Here is a 15,863-nt window from a genome sequence, read left to right on the forward strand (position 1 = left end):
GTGTTCTTGCGACACACCGCATATATCCTCCCCCTCGTTGTGGGATCGGCTATCGGCCGAGCGCTTCCTTCCACGTGACCGTCCGGCCGATGCGCAGGATCGACCGCTGGTAGATGCGCGCGGCGATCACACTGAGCACCGCGATCGCGGCGACCATCAGCACGATGGTGCCGACGATCTGCACCGGCGTGGCCACGCCCGCCGCGATGCGCAGCGGCATGAGGATCGCGGAGAACGGCGGGATCCAGCTCAGCGTGGTGCTCCATCCGGCCTCGGGGTCGTCGACCGACGAGAACGCCGCGAAGAACATCGCGAGAATCAGCATCACCAGCGGACCCGAGGTGGAATTGACGTCCTCCTGCCGCGACACCATCGACCCCGCCGCCGCGTAGAGGACGGCGAAGAACGCGAAGCCGAGGACGAACCAGCCGAGGGTGCCGGCGAGCACGCCGAGGGCGGTGCCGGTGATCGTGAGGGTGTCGGTGGCGAGCGCCGTGCCGACACCGACCGCGCCGTAGGCGGTGAGCTGCAGGAGCCCGACCGCGCCGATGCCGAGGATCTTGCCCCACAGCAGTTGCAGCGGACGCAGCGTGGACAGCAGCAGTTCGACGACACGCGAGGACTTCTCCTCGACGACACCCATCGCGACGTACATGCCGAACATCAGGATCTGCATGTACAGCAGGATCACCGCGATGATCGAGAGGATGATGCGTTGTCCCTGTTCGGGGTCCGGCGGGTCGAGGGCGTCGACGGTCACGGTCGCCGCCGAGACGTCGGCCGCGACCGCGGCGGGATCGACGCCGCGGTCGGTCAGCGCGGCGACCTGGGCCTGCTGCACGACAGCGGCCTCGACGACCGCGCGGACGTCGGTGTCGAGTTCCGATTCGGTGATCGCTGTGACGGATGCGCCGTCGCCGGGGACGAGCGCGACGTCGAGATCGCCGGAGGACACCTGCTCGCGGGCGGTGGCGGCGTCGGGAACGTCGGAGACCTCGAGCGGAGTGCCGACGGTCTCGCCGAGCGACTCGATCGTCGTCTGCAGCGCGGGCGCCCCCACGACTCCGACGGTGGGCCGGTCGTCGTCGCCGCCGGACAGGATCGAGGTGGCGACGATGCCGACGACGATCGCGACGAGGATGATCGCGTTGCTGATCAGGAAGCTCTTCTTCTGAACCTGCGTGACGAACTCGCGCGACGCGACGAGACCGACCGCGCGGGCGTTGCTCAACGGGGCGCTCATGCGGAAACCACCTCTCGGAACAGCTCGGTCAGGGATGGGCGTCGGAGCGAGAACTCGTGGACCGGGCCGGTGGCCAGGGCCGCCTTGAGGATCAGCTGGTCGTCGGCGCCGGGGGTGACGGTGAGCACGGTGCGCTCGTCCTCGTACTCGGCGTGCGTGACGCCCGGCAGACCGTGCGCCCAGCCTCGGGGTGCCTGCGGCGCGTGGACGACGAGGAGCGCGTCGCCCTTGGACCGCAGGTCGTCGACGGTGCCCACGGCGCGCATCCGACCTGCGCCGATGATGCCCACGCGGTCGCACAGGCGCTGGACGAGGTCGAGCTGGTGGCTCGAGAACACCACCGGCACGCCATCTTTCGCCTTCTCGAGCAGGACGTCGCTCATGACGTCGACGGCTACCGGGTCGAGGCCGGAGAACGGCTCGTCGAGGACGAGGACCTTCGGGTCGTGCACGAGAGCCGCGGCGAGCTGCACGCGCTGCTGGTTGCCGAGCGACAGGGCGTCGACGGTGTCGCCGAGACGTTCTGCGATGCCGAGACGTTCGGTCCACCGTTGCACCGCCTCCGACGCCTCCGACTTCGAAAGGCCGTGCAGCCGAGCGAGATAGGACAGTTGCTTGCCGACCTTCATCTTCGGATACAGGCCGCGTTCCTCGGGCATGTACCCGATGTTGCGGCGCATCTCGAGGTCGACCGGCTTCCCGTCGATGCGGACCTCGCCGGAGTCGGCGGCCAGGACGCCGAGGGTGATCCGCATAGTGGTGGTCTTGCCGGCGCCGTTGCTGCCGACGAAACCGAACAATTCGCCGGGGCGGACTTCGAAACTCACGCCGTCGAGGGCGACCGTGTCGCCGTAGCGCTTCGAGAGATTGTCGATCGTCAGTGTCACAGCAGGTCCTCCGGATCGTCGTCGGGGCGGGTCCAGGCGAGCAGAACGGCGGGCAGGCAACCGCTGAGCAGTATCGAGGCGAGAGCGAATCCGCCTGCGGAATAGGCGAGTGCCCGATGGTCGATCGAGTCGATCGCCGGGCTCCACAGCAACGCGAAGATCGGGATCATCAGCAGGCCCTGCGCCACGGACAGACCGATCGAGCGGGCGCTGTTGCGCTCGGCGATCTCGCGTTCATCGAGGGCGCGACGGGGTGCATCGGACTGCCTTCCCGACACGATCTGCAGACACGTCCAAGTGGGCAGGAACACCAGCGTCACCGGCAGCCAGGCGATCGCCGCCGCCATCGTGAAGTACGACGCGATCGACGCGACGAACATCAGCGCGATCAGCACCATGACGGCGACGGCGAGGATGCGGCGGCGACGGCGGGTACGCCAGTTCGGCATCCACCCCCCGGTGATCTCCTCGTTCTTCAGGAACCTGCGGGTGCGGTACTCCTCGTAGCGATCGAGCAGGGATTCTGTGGTCATCTCAGGCCTCCTTCCGGGGCTTGTACAGCTCGGTCGACAACGGCGTGAACTCGGTACGGGAGAAGACGGCTTCGACCGGTAGTCCGAAGACATCGCAGATGCGGAAGGCGAGATCGAGGCTCGGATAGTGGTCGCCGCGTTCGAGTGCTCCGACGGTCTGCGGGTTCACATCGATGAGCGCGGCCAGTTGTGCGCGGCTCATGCCACGCTCCGCACGCAGGACGCGGATGCGGTTGTAGATGGGGAGAGCTTCCCCACGACGTACCGGACTCATGGAACAAAGTGTTGTGAAAACCCAACGCTTTGTCAATGGGTGAGGATGGATCGATATGTCGTAGTGTTGTCAGTCGTCGTCGGCGAAACCGCGGAGACGGTCGAGTTCGCGGCGTTCCTTCTTCGTCGGACGGCCCGCCCCGCGGTCGCGGCGGGGGAGCGCCGCGAGGATCTCCTTCGGTGGAGGCGGGGGACTGTGATCGATGTAGGCGGTCGCGGCGATCGGTGCACCCACGCGCTTGTTCACGAGCTGGGTGACCTCGACGATCTTCTCCGTTCCGTGCGCGCGTACGCGGACCTCGGCTCCGATCGTCACCGGCGTCGACGGCTTGGCCGTCACACCGTCGACGCGGACGTGCCCGGCGCGGCACGCGCTCGCCGCGGCGGACCGGGTCTTGAACAGCCGGACCGACCACGTCCAGCTGTCCACGCGCACGCTTCCACCCATCTACATCAACTCCTCGCTCAGCTTCCCGTCGTCGAGCATCCATCGACGTGTCGTCCGTGTGGTCTCCAGCATGCGGCGATCGTGCGTGATCAGCAGTAGGGTTCCCTCGAAACTGTCGACGGCCTGCTCGAGTTGCTCGATCGCCGGCAGATCCAGGTGGTTGGTGGGTTCGTCGAGCACCAGCAGATTGACGCCGCGTGCCTGAAGCAGTGCGAGTCCCGCGCGGGTGCGTTCGCCCGGCGACAGCGACGACGCCGTCCGCAGGACGTGGTGCCCTTTGAGGGCGAACTTCGCCAGCAGGGTCCGCACGTCGGCGTCCGGCCAGTCGGGCACGTTGCGCCCGAACGCCTCGACCAGCGGTTCGTCCCCCTCGAACAGGCTGCGGGCCTGATCGATCTCGCCGACGAGAACACCCGACCCCAGCGACGCGCGACCGGTATCCGGTTCGATCGTGCCGAGCAGCAACCGGAGCAGCGTAGACTTCCCGGCGCCGTTCGGGCCGGTGACGACGATGCGGTCGCCCCACTCGACCTGCGTGGTGATCGGCCCGAGGACGAAGTCGCCCCGCTGGACGACGGCCTCGTCGAGGGTCGCGACCACCGTGCCGCTGCGCGGGGCGGCGGCGATGCACATGCGCAGTTCCCATTCCTTGCGCGGCTCCTCGACGACGTCGAGCCGCTCGATGCGCCGCTGCGTCTGACGCGCCTTCGCCGCCTGCTTCTCGGTGGCCTCCGCGCGGTGCTTGCGTCCGATCTTGTCGTTGTCCTTGGACTTGCGGCGCGCGTTGCGGACGCCGTGTTCGAGCCAGTTACGTTGCATCCGGGCGCGTTCCTCGAGCTGCGACTTGGTGTCGGCGAACTCCTCGTACTGTTCGCGCGCGTGTCGGCGCGCCACCTCGCGCTCGACGAGATACGCCTCGTACCCGCCCTCGTAGACCGAGATCTGCTGCTGCACGGGATCGAGTTCGACGATGCCCGTCACCGTGCGCGCGAGGAATTCGCGGTCGTGGCTGACGACCACCAATGCCGTGCGTGTCTCGTCCACGAAGCGTTCGAGTCGTTCGAGGCCGGCCAGATCCAGGTCGTTCGTCGGTTCGTCGAGCAGGAGCACGTCGTAGCGCGACAGCAGCAGTGCCGCCAGCCCGGCGCGGGCGGCCTGGCCACCGGAGAGCGCCGTCATCGGAGCGTCGAGGCCCGCTTCCAGGCCGAGGTCGTCGATCACCTTCTCGGCGCGCTCGGCGAGGTCGGCCCCGCCGAGCGCCAGCCACCGTTCGAGCGCCGGGGTGTACTCGTCCTCGTCGGAGTCGCCGAGTCGCTCGGCAGTGGCGTTCATGACGTGTTCTGCCGCCGCGACACCCGTGCGACGTGCGAGGAAACCGAGGATCGTCTCGCCCGGCACCCGTTCGGGTTCCTGGGCGAGATAGCCGATGGTGGCGTCGGGCGGGCTGAGGACCACCGAGCCGGTGACATCGGCGTCACCGATCTCCGCGAGGGTCGTGAGCAGCGTCGATTTCCCGGCGCCGTTGGCCCCCACGAGGCCGATCACATCGCCGGGTGCGACGGTGAGATCGAGTCCGTCGAACAGGACACGTTCCCCGCGGGAAGCCGACAGGCCGTTGATACGAAGTGTTGCGCTCACGCTCCGAGTATCCCGGGTGCGACGAATCCGAGGTCCGGCGCGGGTCGGTACCGGCCACGAGCGGCCCCTCAGCCACCGCACTCCGCGGGCACGATCCCATCGTCGCCCACCGGGACGGCGTCGAGTGGATTGTCGATCTCGTCGCGCCGCGTCCGGGCCGCGACGATCACGATCACCGCGGCGACGGCCGGCACCAACCCGGCGATCGCGAAGGTCGGCGCGAGCCCGACCGTGAGGGCCAGCGGCCCGGCCACGGCCATGGACAGCGGCATGAACACGATCGAGACGAAGAAGTCGAGACTCGAGACCCGACCGAGCAGGTGCGCGGGCACCCGCCGTTGCAGCAGCGTTCCCCACACGACGGATCCGGCGTTGAACAGCGCGCCGACGACGAACACCGCGGCGATCATGATCGGTACCGACCCGGAGACCCCGATGACGGCGAGGGGGACGCAGCCCAGCCCCCACATCAGAAGCGGGACGGTGAGATAGCGCCTCGGCAGCCGCAGCGACGCCACGAGCATCGACCCGACTGCCCCACCGACACCGAAACCGGCCATCACCATCGCGTGCTGCAACGGCCCGCCCCCGGTCGCCTCGCGGATCGCGAACGGGATCAGCACCTCGATCGGTCCCAGCACGCAGAAGACCGCGACGGACCCGAACAGGAGCGTTCCGAGCAACCACCGCGTGCGCACGGTGAACCGCACACCCTCCGCGAGGTCGTCGAGCACGGAACGGAATCCGTTCGACCCTCCGGTCCGCGTGTCGTCGCAGCGGACCACGGTCGGGTGCATCGCGAGGATGCACAATGCCCCGACCACCTCGAGGAGCGCGACGGTGCACATGGCGACGGCGGGGGACGAGGCCGCCACGACGGCGCTCGCCGCCGCCGGACCGGCCGCCTGCACGAGCGTCGGCCGGAGCACACCCTCGACACCGTTGGCGGCGAGCAGGTCCTGCGGCGGGACGATGGACGGCAACAGTGCCGAATAGGCCGGGAACTGGACACCGTTGGCGAGCCCGAGTGCGAAACCCACGACGGTGAGATGCCAGAAGGCGATCGATCCGTTCACGGCGAGCGCAGCCGTCACCGCGACCAGCACCGCCCGGACGATGTACGTCGCGAGGAGCAGGGTGCGCTGCGGGATCCGATCGGCGAGCACACCCCCGAGAAGTGCGACGAGGAGCATGCCCACGGCAGGCCCCACTGCGACCGAGGACAGTTCGGCCGGACCGCCACCCATCTCGACGACCTGCCACACCACCGCGATGACCCAGGTGCCCACGGACAGCAGTCCCGCGGCGAGCGCCAGGATCAGCAGGCGGTACTGCGGATGAGCGAACGGCCGCACGGGTCCGCGCGCCAGGCGCGGACGCCGGTGCGTCGGTGATGCGGTGTGGTTGCTCATCGCGTTCCCCCGGTCGTCGGACGGTCCGATGAGATCTTGCGACCTCGAGGCGACTCGAGGTCAAGTGTCTTCGCCCCCCGGGTGACCGATCAACCGATTTTTCCGTGAGCGTCGCCGTCAGCGTGCGGGTCCGACTTCGAGAACGATGTCTGCGGAACGCCTTTCGTCGTTCTCGGTGGTCCACTCGATCGACACGACGTCGCCGGGACGGTGACGGAGCAGACGTTCCTCGAGTTCTCCGGTCGACGAGACGCGCTCCCCGTCGAACGACACCACGACGTCGCCGGCGTCGAGACCGGCGTGATAGGCGGGACTGTCGTAGGACACCCACAGCACCTCGGCCCCGAGATCCTGCCCGTCCTTGCGGGCGGTGGTGACGCTCGCGCCCAGCCGGGGCGTCGGGCCCACGTGCACCGACCCTTCGCTCACTCCCGTCCGCACCTGCTCGACGACGGTGATCGCCTCGGTGATGGGCACGGCGTACGCCTCGGGGGTCGTATCGGGCGAGGTGTCGATGTTCCGCTGCACCGCACCCGCGGTGTTGATCCCCACGACCGTTCCGTACTCGTCGACGAGCGGCCCGCCGGAATCACCCGGCCGGATCGGGGCATCGGTGCGGATCATCCCGGTGAGGCGGTGACGTGAACCGTCCGTGGCGTCGCGCACCACCACATTGCGGTCGAACTCGACGATGGTGCCGGGGGTCGCCACGACGACCCCACCGCCCTGGGAATTGCCGAAGGCCGTGACCCGGCTGCCCACCGGCGGCAGGTCCTCGGCGATCGCGGCGGCCGGAAGATCGCTCGCGGTGCCGAGCCGCAGGACGGCGAGATCGCGCTCGCGGTCGTAGCCGAGGACCTCCGCGTCGTAGATCAGACCGTCCGCGCCGCTCACCGCGCTGATATCGGTGGCTCCGCTCACCACATGATGGTTCGTGACGACCGTGCCGTCTGGGGTGATCACGATCCCGGTGCCCGTCATGCCCGTCCATCCCGCGCTCGCGTCGATCGTCACGACGACCGGCAGGGTGCGCGCGGTGAGTTCGTCGGCGGTCAGCGGTGTCGGGGAAGGAGCGACCGGCGCCGGCGGTGGGGGAGGGAGTGCGACGTCGACCAGGGCCGGTGCCGATGCGACGAGACTGGCGGTGGTCGCGAGCGCGACCAGCAGCACCGATCCACCCCGCCCGCTCACTGCTGCGGCACCTCGCCGGTGAGATGGTCGACCAGTTCCCGGGCCGCGGCGCGACCGGCGCGGTTCGCTCCGATCGTGGACGCCGACGGGCCGTAGCCGACGAGATGGATGCGCGGATCCTTCGCGACGCGGGTCGCGAGCCGGCCGTCCATCGTGATGCCGCCACCGGCGTTGCGCAACGACAGCGGTGCGAGATGGTCGAGGGAACTCCGGAATCCGGTGCACCACAGGATGACATCGACGTCGAGTGTCCGGCCGTCGCTCCAGCGGACGCCGGTCTCGGTGATCTCGGAGAACATCGGGGACCGCTCCAGCGCGCCGCGTTCGCGCGCGGCCCGAAGCGCCGGGGTGAGCGGGAGCGCGGTGACGGAGACGACCGATCCGGGTGGCAGTCCGCGTCGTACCCGATCCTCCACGAGAGCGACGGCGGCGTGACCGCGCTCGGCCGTGAAAGGTTCCTCGCTCCAAGCAGGTTCGCGTCGCGTCACCCAGGTGGTCTCGGTGACGCGGGAGATCTCGTCGAGGAGCTGGACCGCGGAGATGCCGCCACCGACGACGAGCACGTGCTGCCCGGTGAACTCCTCGGCCGTTCGGTAGTCCTTGGTGTGCAGCTGCCGTCCGGTGAACCGCGCGGCGCCGGGATACCAGGGGACGAAGGGGCGCTCCCAGGTGCCGGTCGCGTTGATGATGCCGCGTGCCGCGTAGACGGCCGATTCGGTCTCGACCCGCAGTCGCTCGCCGCGGTCGCACACGACCCGCACGGTGGTGGGGCGGTGGATGGGAAGGTCGAACTCCTTCTCGTAGGCGGCGTAGTACTGCGGTACCGCAGAGGCTGCCGGAACCTCGCCCGCGGAGGTGTCGACGACGTCCGCGAACGCGAGGCCGGGCAGGTCGTGGACGCCGTTGACGGTGCTCAGTGTCAGTGATGGCCAGCGGTCCTGCCATGCCCCGCCGGGGCCGAACGAGCGGTCGAGGACGACGAATCCTGTTTCGGGTGCGACTCCGAAGCGGGTGAGGAAGTAGGCGGTCGACAGGCCGGCCTGCCCGGCGCCGATCACGACGATGTCGACCGGCGCCGCATCGGCGGTCTGTACCTCGGCCGCATCGAGTGCCTCGTCGGCGAGCATCGCGAGCCTCCCTCTCGGATCGTTGTCCTTCATCATGCCGCGATCGCGGCCGGTGCGCGGAGGGAACGCTGTCCGCAGCCGTAGAAATGTGATATCACTTTAATATCGCTTTGATCCTGGGAGGTAGGAACATGGATGTCGTGCAGTCGCCCGTGACCGTCGAGCGGCCGGGTGCCTCGTCCAACGGCTGGTCGGTACTGATCGCCGCTCTGGTCGCAATCGCCGTCGGCGCCGGTCTGATCGGCTGGGGAGCAGTGGATGTCACCGTTCCGCTGATCGTCGCCGGCGCCGTCATCGTGGTGCTCGCCCTCGTGCCGCTCGCCGGACTCGTCCTCGTCGAACCGAACGAGGCCCGTGTCCTCCAACTCCTCGGCAGCTCGTACACCGGCACCCTGCGCGAACCCGGTCTGCGCTGGATGAACCCGCTCAACACCCGCCGCAAGATCTCCACCCGCATCCGCAACCACGAGACGGGCAGAGCCAAGGTCAACGACGCCGACGGCAACCCCATCGAGATCTCGGCGGTCATCGTGTGGCAGGTCGAGGACACCGCGCGCGCCGTCTTCGACGTCGACGACTTCGAGGAGTTCGTCGCCGTGCAAACCGAGGCCGCGGTCCGCCACATCGCCGGTTCGTACCCATACGACGCTACGCCGGAAGTGATGTCGCTGCGTCAGAATGCCGACGAGATCACCACCAAGCTCTCGGCCGAGGTCCACGACCGCGTGCAGTCCGCCGGTATCCGCGTCATCGAGACCCGCATCAACCAGCTCGCCTACGCACCCGAGATCGCCCAGGCGATGCTGCGACGTCAGCAGGCCGGCGCTGTCATCGCCGCCCGCGAACAGATCGTCAAAGGTGCCGTCTCGATGGTCGGCACCGCCCTGGCCCGCCTCGAGGCCGAACACACCGTCGAACTCGACGAGGAACGCAAGGCCGCGATGGTCTCGAATCTCCTCGTCGTGTTGTGTGGAGACCAGAGTGCTCAGCCCGTCCTCAACACGGGATCGCTGTACCAGTAGGGATCATGCGGCATGGTCGAACGTAAGAAGGTGCTGCTGCGCCTCGACCCGGCAGTCCACGACGCGCTCGCGCGGTGGGCTGCCGACGAGTTGCGCAGCACCAACGCCCAGATCGAGTTCCTGCTCCGGCGGGCCCTCACCGAGGCCGGCCGGATGCCGCGCGAGGTGGGGCGCATACGCGGACCGGGCCGTCCGCGTGCCGATGCCCACGACGAGGAGTGAGCAGACATGGCCGGCACGGCACGACGGGGAGGCACCACCGACGAGACGGGTCGCTACGCGGTGCTCTATCCCGCGCTCGCCGAGGCGGCCCACCGCGTAGGCGCGACCGCGATCGGTCTGATCGACGTGGGACGCCCCGCGGCGCTGAACCTGTGCGTCGACCGCGTGGGCATCACCTACAGCGACGGGGTGTTCCTGGGCGACCCGGATTCTCCTGTGCAGGAGAGTTGTTCGATCGTCCACGGCGGGGCGGTTCCCGACCGGACGATGCCTCCGGTGGTCAGGCGCGTCGCCGTGACACGGCACCGCCCCGACGTCGAGGACGCCCTGCTCGCCGAGGACCCACCCGTCCGGTTCTACGGCGACGTCGTGGAACTGCTGTCCGAGGCGATCGCGGCGGTACCCGAGGATGCCCTGGTCGTCGTGACGACGACCAGGGCTCTGTCACGTCTGCCGATCCCGCGGCGCCCGTCGTTCGTCGACCGCCTTCGTGAGGCGGCCACGGGACGAACGGTCGCGTGGGTGTCGGCCGAGGGTGTAGGTGTCGCGCCGTCGGTCCCGACGCTCGGTGATCGTCCGGCCTCCGGCCACAGCATCGTCGGCATCGCGTTGTACGAGGGCGCCGAGCATCGGGTGGACGCGGTGGCGCGCTGCTGGTCGCGTGGCCGAATTCTCGACTGGTTTCACTGATTCGGGTGGTTCCAGCCCCGCTCAGCGGGGTCGGATCCACCGAAATCGGATCAGGCGATCAGGGCGTAAGTGAGGCCGGCGGCGAGTGCACCGGCGACCGCCCCCACGACGACCTGCCCGCGGGTGTGGTCTCCGAGATGCACACGCGACCAGCCGACGGCGGCGGTGATCACCAGTCCCAGAAGCCACCACGGTGAGAGAGCCAGTGCCAGAACCGCACTCACGCCGGCCCCGACGCCGGTGTGCATGCTGACCTTCCAGTGCGCCAAGCTCGTGATGATCCCGGCGACACCGAGGGCGGCGACACCGGCCGAGGTGAACGCGATCGTCTCGATCGGAGCCCGGGCGATGATCTGGATCACCAGTCCGGCGACCACCACGCCGAGGATGGCGACGATCAGCGCGTGCCGCTCGTCGATCCGGGTGACGTGATGGTCGCCGATCCGGGCGCGTCGCATCCCGGTGAGGATGAGCCCCATCGGGATCACCCCGGCGATCATCGCGACGAAGACGCCCCAGCCCGGGGCGCCGACACCGATGCCGAAGACCACCGACCCGACGATGTTGATCACCCAGGGTGCCCCGACCTCCGTGAGGGCGCGGGCCACGACGTCTGTAGCGGCCCGGCCCTCGGATGGGGACGTCTTCACGGGTTCCGTCACTTCCGTCCTCCGTCGCGTCTCGATGAACCGGTCTCGGAGTATGCACGCTCGAACTGATGGAATGATGCGGGGTGTTCGGTGACGAAGGGATGGGGCGACACATGATCGGGATCAGCCGCGACGGCGACGTCGTGACCGTGGAACTGCAACGCGAAGAGCGTCGTAACGCGCTCAACACGCAGCTGTGCGTGGAGATCCGCGAAGCGGTGGACAAGGCCGTGTCGGACGACGCGCGTGTCGTGGTGATCACCGGGCGGGGCACGAGCTTCTGCGCCGGGGCCGATCTCTCCGGCGACGTCTACGCCGAAGGGTTCACCGACAGCCTCGCCGAGATGCTGCGCACCATCGTCGAGGCTCCGATCCCGGTGATCGCGGCCGTCAACGGCCCGGCCATCGGTGCCGGCACCCAGCTGACGCTCGCGGCAGATCTGAGGGTCGTGGCGCCCACTGCACGATTCTCGGTTCCTGCTGCGCGCCTGGGTATCTCGGTGGATCGATGGACGGTCCGGCGACTCGCCTCGCTCATCGGCGGCGGGCCGGCACGCGCAGTCTTCCTCGCCGCCGAACCCGTCCACGCCGAGGAAGCCCTCGCGCGTGGACTCGCCAATCGCATCGGCGACCTCGCCGACGCGCAAGCGTGGGCGCACGAGATCGCGAAGCTCGCGCCGCTGTCGCTGAACGCGATGAAGTTGTTCCTCAACGACGACGGCACCCGCGACGAGGCCACGCCCGAGCAGACCGCCGCACTCGCCGCGGCGTGGCTCAGCGAGGACGCCCAGGAGGCCAGGCTCGCTCGTGCCGAGCGCCGCGACCCGACCTTCCGCGGACGATGAACATCCGGTCCGCCGTCTCGGCAGCGCTCGCCGGAGCAGGCACGCTGTGGGTCGCGCGCGCCGTGAACGGCCTGCCCGGTTCCATCGGCGCCTCGGTCTCCGACATCCGTCCCTACGCCGCCGCGTCGCCCCGCTACCGCGACGGTCGTTTCCACAACACCGACCCTGCGTCCGTGCTCGGCGCCGAGGCGGCGGGCGGTTTCGCGAAAGACCTGCTCACCCGCGGGTCGCGGGGGAGACCTCGCACCGAGGTGCCGTTGTCGACCTATCTCGCGCCGGTCGACGCGGCGGAACTCGCCGTGACGTGGTTCGGGCACTCGACCGCCCTCGTCGAGGTCGACGGCTACCGGGTGCTGTGCGACCCGGTGTGGAGCGAGCGCGTGTCACCCTCACCGACTGTCGGCCCGGCACGTCTGCATCCGGCGCCGGTCGAACTGCAGACCCTGCCGCGCCTCGACACGGTGGTGATCTCGCACGACCACTACGACCATCTCGACCGATTCACGGTCGAGAGCCTCGCCGTGCTGCAGCCGACCGTCCGGTTCGTCGTGCCGCTCGGGGTGGGCGCGCACCTGCGCCGCTGGCGGATCGCCGAGGAACGCATCGTCGAACTCGACTGGGACGAACACGTCGAGGTGGACGGCCTGCGCATCACGTGCACCGAGGCCCGGCACTTCTCCGGGCGCGGCCTGCAGCGCAACATCACGTTGTGGTCGTCGTGGGTGTTCACCGGGCCGACGCGCCGGGTGTTCTTCGGCGGCGACAGCGGGTACACCCCGCGGTTCGCCGACGTCGGCGAGGCCTACGGCCCGTTCGACCTGACATTGCTGCCCGTGGGCGCCTACGACAAGCGATGGCCCGACGTGCACATGAACCCCGAGGAGGCGGTGCGCACGCATCTCGACCTCGGTGGCGTCGACCGTCACGACAGTCTGTTGGTCCCCGTGCACTGGGGAACCTTCGACCTCGCCTTCCACGCCTGGTCGGAGCCGATCACCCGCTTGCTGCCCGCCGCGCGGGAGTCGGAGGTGATCACGGCGGTGCCGATGCCGGGTCAGCGGATCGACGTGTCGAAGTCCGATGCGTCGAAGTCCGTCGCGGTCGATCCGTGGTGGCTCACGTCGAGCTGATCCCCCTGCCACGGCACCGGTTGTTCGCTTTCGTGCCCTAATCTGGTTCGTCATGGCAGTAGAAGAGCCCACGACGGTGGTGGGAACGGGCGAGGCACCGGTCCTCGCATCCGACCATGCAGCCACGGGGCTGTCCACCGAGCAGGTCGCCGAGCGTGTGGCACGTGGCCTCACCAACGATGTCCCCGACCGCGCGTCCCGATCGGTCAAGGACATCGTCCGGGCCAACGTGTTCACCCGGATCAACGCGATCCTCGGGGTGCTGCTGCTGATCGTGCTGGCCACCGGCTCGATCATCGACGGCATGTTCGGTCTGCTGATCATCGCGAACAGCGGCATCGGCATCATCCAGGAGGTGCGTGCCAAGCGCACCCTCGACAAGCTGGCCATCGTCAGCCAGACGAAACCCGTCGTGCGCAGGGACGGCATCGCCGCACCGATCGCTCCGCGCGAGGTGGTGCTCGACGACATCATCGAGCTCGGCCCCGGCGACCAGCTGGTCGTCGACGGCGAGGTGGTCGAGGCCCAGGGTCTCGAACTCGACGAGTCGCTGCTGACGGGTGAGTCGGATGCCGTGCACAAGGTGCCCGGCTCGACGGTGATGTCGGGCAGCTTCGTCGCCTCCGGCTCCGGCTCCTACCGTGCGACGAAGGTCGGTCGCGACGCCTACGCGGCGCGACTCGCGGAAGAGGCGAGCAAGTTCACGCTCGTGAAGTCGGAGCTGAACGCGGGCATCAACAAGATCCTGCGTTTCATCACCTACCTGATGATCCCCGCAGGTCTGCTCATCATCTACAACCAGCTCTTCTCCAGCGGCGAGTCGCTCGGCCCCGCGCTGAGCGGCATGGTCGCCGCCCTCGTGCCGATGGTGCCCGAGGGTCTCGTGCTCATGACGTCCATCGCGTTCGCGGTCGGAGTCGTCCGCCTCGGACGTCGTCAGTGCCTCGTGCAGGAGCTGCCGGCGATCGAAGGCCTCGCGCGCGTCGACGTGGTGTGTGCCGACAAGACCGGCACGCTCACCGAGAACGGCATGCGCCTGTCCGATCTCGAGTCCCTCGACGGCAGCGGCCTCGACGAGGCCCGCGCCGCCCTGGCCGCGCTCGCGGCCGACGACCCGCGTCCGAACGCCAGCGTCCTCGCGATCGCCGAGGCGTTCCCCACCGCCCCCGGCTGGGGCGAGCCGACGGCGGTCGCGCCGTTCTCGTCGGCGAAGAAGTGGAGCGGCCAGTCGTACGGCACCCACGGCAACTGGCTGCTCGGCGCACCCGACGTGCTGCTCGACCCCGGCACCGAGGCGGCGCGACGCGCCGAGGAACTCGGCTCGAGCGGGCTGCGGGTGCTGCTCCTCGCATGCAGCGACCGCCCGGTCGACGACGAACTCGCCCCCGGCACGGTCACGCCCGTCGCGCTCGTCGTCCTCGAACAGCGGGTGCGCCCGGACGCGAAGCCGACCCTCGAGTACTTCGCCGGCCAGCAGGTCGACGTCAAGGTCATCTCCGGCGACAACGCGATCGCCGTCGGTGCGGTCGCCTCGTCGCTCGGCCTGCCGGGTAGCGCGTCTCCCATCGACGCGCGTTCCCTGCCGGAGGGCGAGAACGAACTCGCCGACGTCGTCGAAGGCTCGACGACCTTCGGCCGGGTCCGTCCCGATCAGAAGCGCTCGATGGTCGGCGCGCTGCAGTCGCGCGGTCACACCGTCGCGATGACCGGCGACGGCGTCAACGACGTGCTCGCCCTCAAGGACGCCGACATCGGAGTCGCGATGGGGTCAGGCAGTCCCGCGACCCGCGCGGTCGCACAGATCGTCCTTCTCGACAACAAGTTCGCGACGCTGCCCTACGTGGTGGCCGAGGGTCGCCGGGTCATCGGCAACATCGAACGCGTCTCCAACCTGTTCCTCACCAAGACGGTGTACTCGGTGCTGCTCGCCTTCCTGGTGGGCGTGTCGGGTGTGCTGTCGCAGGTGTTCGACTTCGAGCCGTTGCCCTATCCGTTCCTGCCCCGGCACGTGACGATCGCGGCGTGGTTCACCATCGGCATCCCCGCCTTCCTGCTGTCGCTGGCACCGAACAACGAGCGGGCACGCTCGGGCTTCGTCTCCCGCGTGATGCGACTGGCGATCCCCTCGGGCGTGGTCGTCGGTGTGGCGACCTTCGTCTGTTACGTGCTCGTCTATGGCGGCCCGGAGCAGACCGAGCAGCAGAAGATCCAGGCCGGCACCTCGGCCCTGATCACCCTGCTGATCATCGCGCTGTGGGTGCTCGCCGTGGTCGCCCGCCCGTACCAGTGGTGGAAGATCGTGCTGCTCGCCGGTTCGGTGCTCGGTTACGTGATCCTGTTCTCCGTGCCGTTCACCCGGGAGTTCTTCGCGCTCGATCCGTCGAACGTCGCGTACTCGACGATCGCGGTGACGTGTGGGCTGATCGGAGTCGTCCTCGTCGAGGCCCTGTGGTGGGTGTCGGGACGTCTCCACGGGGAGCATCGCCGCCTGTTCGCCGCCTCCGGCGATCTGCTCCCAGGCGTACACTGACCCGCAGCGCACGGATCGGTGC

Annotated in this window: 16 protein-coding genes; 6 read left to right on the forward strand and 10 right to left on the reverse strand. The window is 69.0% G+C overall.

The genetic code is table 11. The features are described from left to right. Positions 1 to 49: 49 nt before the first annotated feature. The 9 genes from RBB84_RS00425 to RBB84_RS00465 form a co-directional block, all read right to left on the reverse strand. Positions 50 to 1,243 (reverse strand): ABC transporter permease, encoded by a 1,194-nt coding sequence (locus RBB84_RS00425; protein ID WP_024103107.1) that lies wholly within the window; start codon positions 1,241 to 1,243, stop codon positions 50 to 52. Beyond that, complete coding sequence (locus tag RBB84_RS00430; protein ID WP_006551633.1) at positions 1,240 to 2,130, reverse strand: ATP-binding cassette domain-containing protein; 891 nt, start codon at positions 2,128 to 2,130, stop codon at positions 1,240 to 1,242. The genes RBB84_RS00425 and RBB84_RS00430 overlap by 4 nt, the downstream gene beginning before the upstream one ends. Next, positions 2,127 to 2,663, reverse strand: coding sequence for a hypothetical protein (locus RBB84_RS00435; protein WP_064256958.1), 537 nt, complete (start codon positions 2,661 to 2,663; stop codon positions 2,127 to 2,129). Before RBB84_RS00435 ends, RBB84_RS00430 begins: the two co-directional genes overlap by 4 nt. A 1-nt stretch (position 2,664) precedes the next feature. After that, positions 2,665 to 2,937, reverse strand: coding sequence for a helix-turn-helix transcriptional regulator (locus RBB84_RS00440; protein WP_033096769.1), 273 nt, complete (start codon positions 2,935 to 2,937; stop codon positions 2,665 to 2,667). Between the two features lie 69 nt (positions 2,938 to 3,006). Continuing rightward, on the reverse strand, positions 3,007 to 3,384 hold the full coding sequence (locus RBB84_RS00445) for a S4 domain-containing protein (RefSeq protein WP_006551630.1): 378 nt from the start codon (positions 3,382 to 3,384) through the stop codon (positions 3,007 to 3,009). Further along, positions 3,385 to 5,022 (reverse strand): ABC-F family ATP-binding cassette domain-containing protein, encoded by a 1,638-nt coding sequence (locus RBB84_RS00450; protein ID WP_064256957.1) that lies wholly within the window; start codon positions 5,020 to 5,022, stop codon positions 3,385 to 3,387. A 68-nt stretch (positions 5,023 to 5,090) separates the two neighbouring features. Continuing rightward, a complete protein-coding gene (locus RBB84_RS00455) occupies positions 5,091 to 6,434 on the reverse strand; it encodes an MFS transporter (protein WP_064256956.1) in 1,344 nt (447 codons plus the stop codon). Positions 6,435 to 6,551: 117 nt separating this feature from the next. Continuing rightward, complete coding sequence (locus RBB84_RS00460; protein ID WP_033096767.1) at positions 6,552 to 7,625, reverse strand: trypsin-like peptidase domain-containing protein; 1,074 nt, start codon at positions 7,623 to 7,625, stop codon at positions 6,552 to 6,554. Next, a complete protein-coding gene (locus tag RBB84_RS00465; protein WP_064256955.1) occupies positions 7,622 to 8,752 on the reverse strand; it encodes an NAD(P)-binding domain-containing protein in 1,131 nt (376 codons plus the stop codon). Before RBB84_RS00465 ends, RBB84_RS00460 begins: the two co-directional genes overlap by 4 nt. Before the next feature lie 131 nt (positions 8,753 to 8,883). Here RBB84_RS00465 and RBB84_RS00470 point away from each other — a divergent pair, with 131 nt between their 5' ends. From RBB84_RS00470 to RBB84_RS00480, 3 genes are read left to right on the forward strand one after another with little or no spacing between them, the layout of a single operon-like run. Next, complete coding sequence (locus RBB84_RS00470) at positions 8,884 to 9,774, forward strand: SPFH domain-containing protein (RefSeq protein ID WP_064256954.1); 891 nt, start codon at positions 8,884 to 8,886, stop codon at positions 9,772 to 9,774. Between the two features lie 12 nt (positions 9,775 to 9,786). Then, positions 9,787 to 9,996, forward strand: a complete 210-nt coding sequence (locus RBB84_RS00475) for a hypothetical protein (RefSeq protein ID WP_006551624.1) — start codon at positions 9,787 to 9,789, stop codon at positions 9,994 to 9,996. Between the two features lie 6 nt (positions 9,997 to 10,002). Next, positions 10,003 to 10,686 (forward strand): DUF2332 family protein, encoded by a 684-nt coding sequence (locus RBB84_RS00480; protein WP_006551623.1) that lies wholly within the window; start codon positions 10,003 to 10,005, stop codon positions 10,684 to 10,686. Positions 10,687 to 10,736: 50 nt separating this feature from the next. Here the strand turns inward: RBB84_RS00480 and RBB84_RS00485 are convergent, their stop codons facing one another. Continuing rightward, complete coding sequence (locus RBB84_RS00485; RefSeq protein ID WP_231912072.1) at positions 10,737 to 11,348, reverse strand: hypothetical protein; 612 nt, start codon at positions 11,346 to 11,348, stop codon at positions 10,737 to 10,739. Between the two features lie 101 nt (positions 11,349 to 11,449). On the opposite strand from RBB84_RS00485, the gene RBB84_RS00490 reads away from it, so the two are divergent. Genes RBB84_RS00490 through RBB84_RS00500 form a run of 3 tightly spaced genes read left to right on the forward strand, consistent with a single transcriptional unit; the run spans position 11,450 to position 15,841 of the window. Beyond that, positions 11,450 to 12,181: an enoyl-CoA hydratase gene (locus RBB84_RS00490; RefSeq protein WP_064256966.1), complete on the forward strand. Its 732-nt coding sequence runs from the start codon at positions 11,450 to 11,452 to the stop codon at positions 12,179 to 12,181. Continuing rightward, the gene (locus RBB84_RS00495; protein ID WP_033096764.1) at positions 12,178 to 13,311 is read left to right on the forward strand and encodes an MBL fold metallo-hydrolase; all 1,134 of its coding nucleotides are present in this window, start codon (positions 12,178 to 12,180) and stop codon (positions 13,309 to 13,311) included. The genes RBB84_RS00490 and RBB84_RS00495 overlap by 4 nt, the downstream gene beginning before the upstream one ends. A gap of 52 nt (positions 13,312 to 13,363) precedes the next feature. Next, complete coding sequence (locus tag RBB84_RS00500; RefSeq protein ID WP_024103116.1) at positions 13,364 to 15,841, forward strand: HAD-IC family P-type ATPase; 2,478 nt, start codon at positions 13,364 to 13,366, stop codon at positions 15,839 to 15,841. Positions 15,842 to 15,863 lie beyond the last annotated feature (22 nt).

Source organism: Rhodococcus sp. D-6, from assembly GCF_040256695.1.
Classification (GTDB): domain Bacteria; phylum Actinomycetota; class Actinomycetes; order Mycobacteriales; family Mycobacteriaceae; genus Rhodococcus; species Rhodococcus pyridinivorans.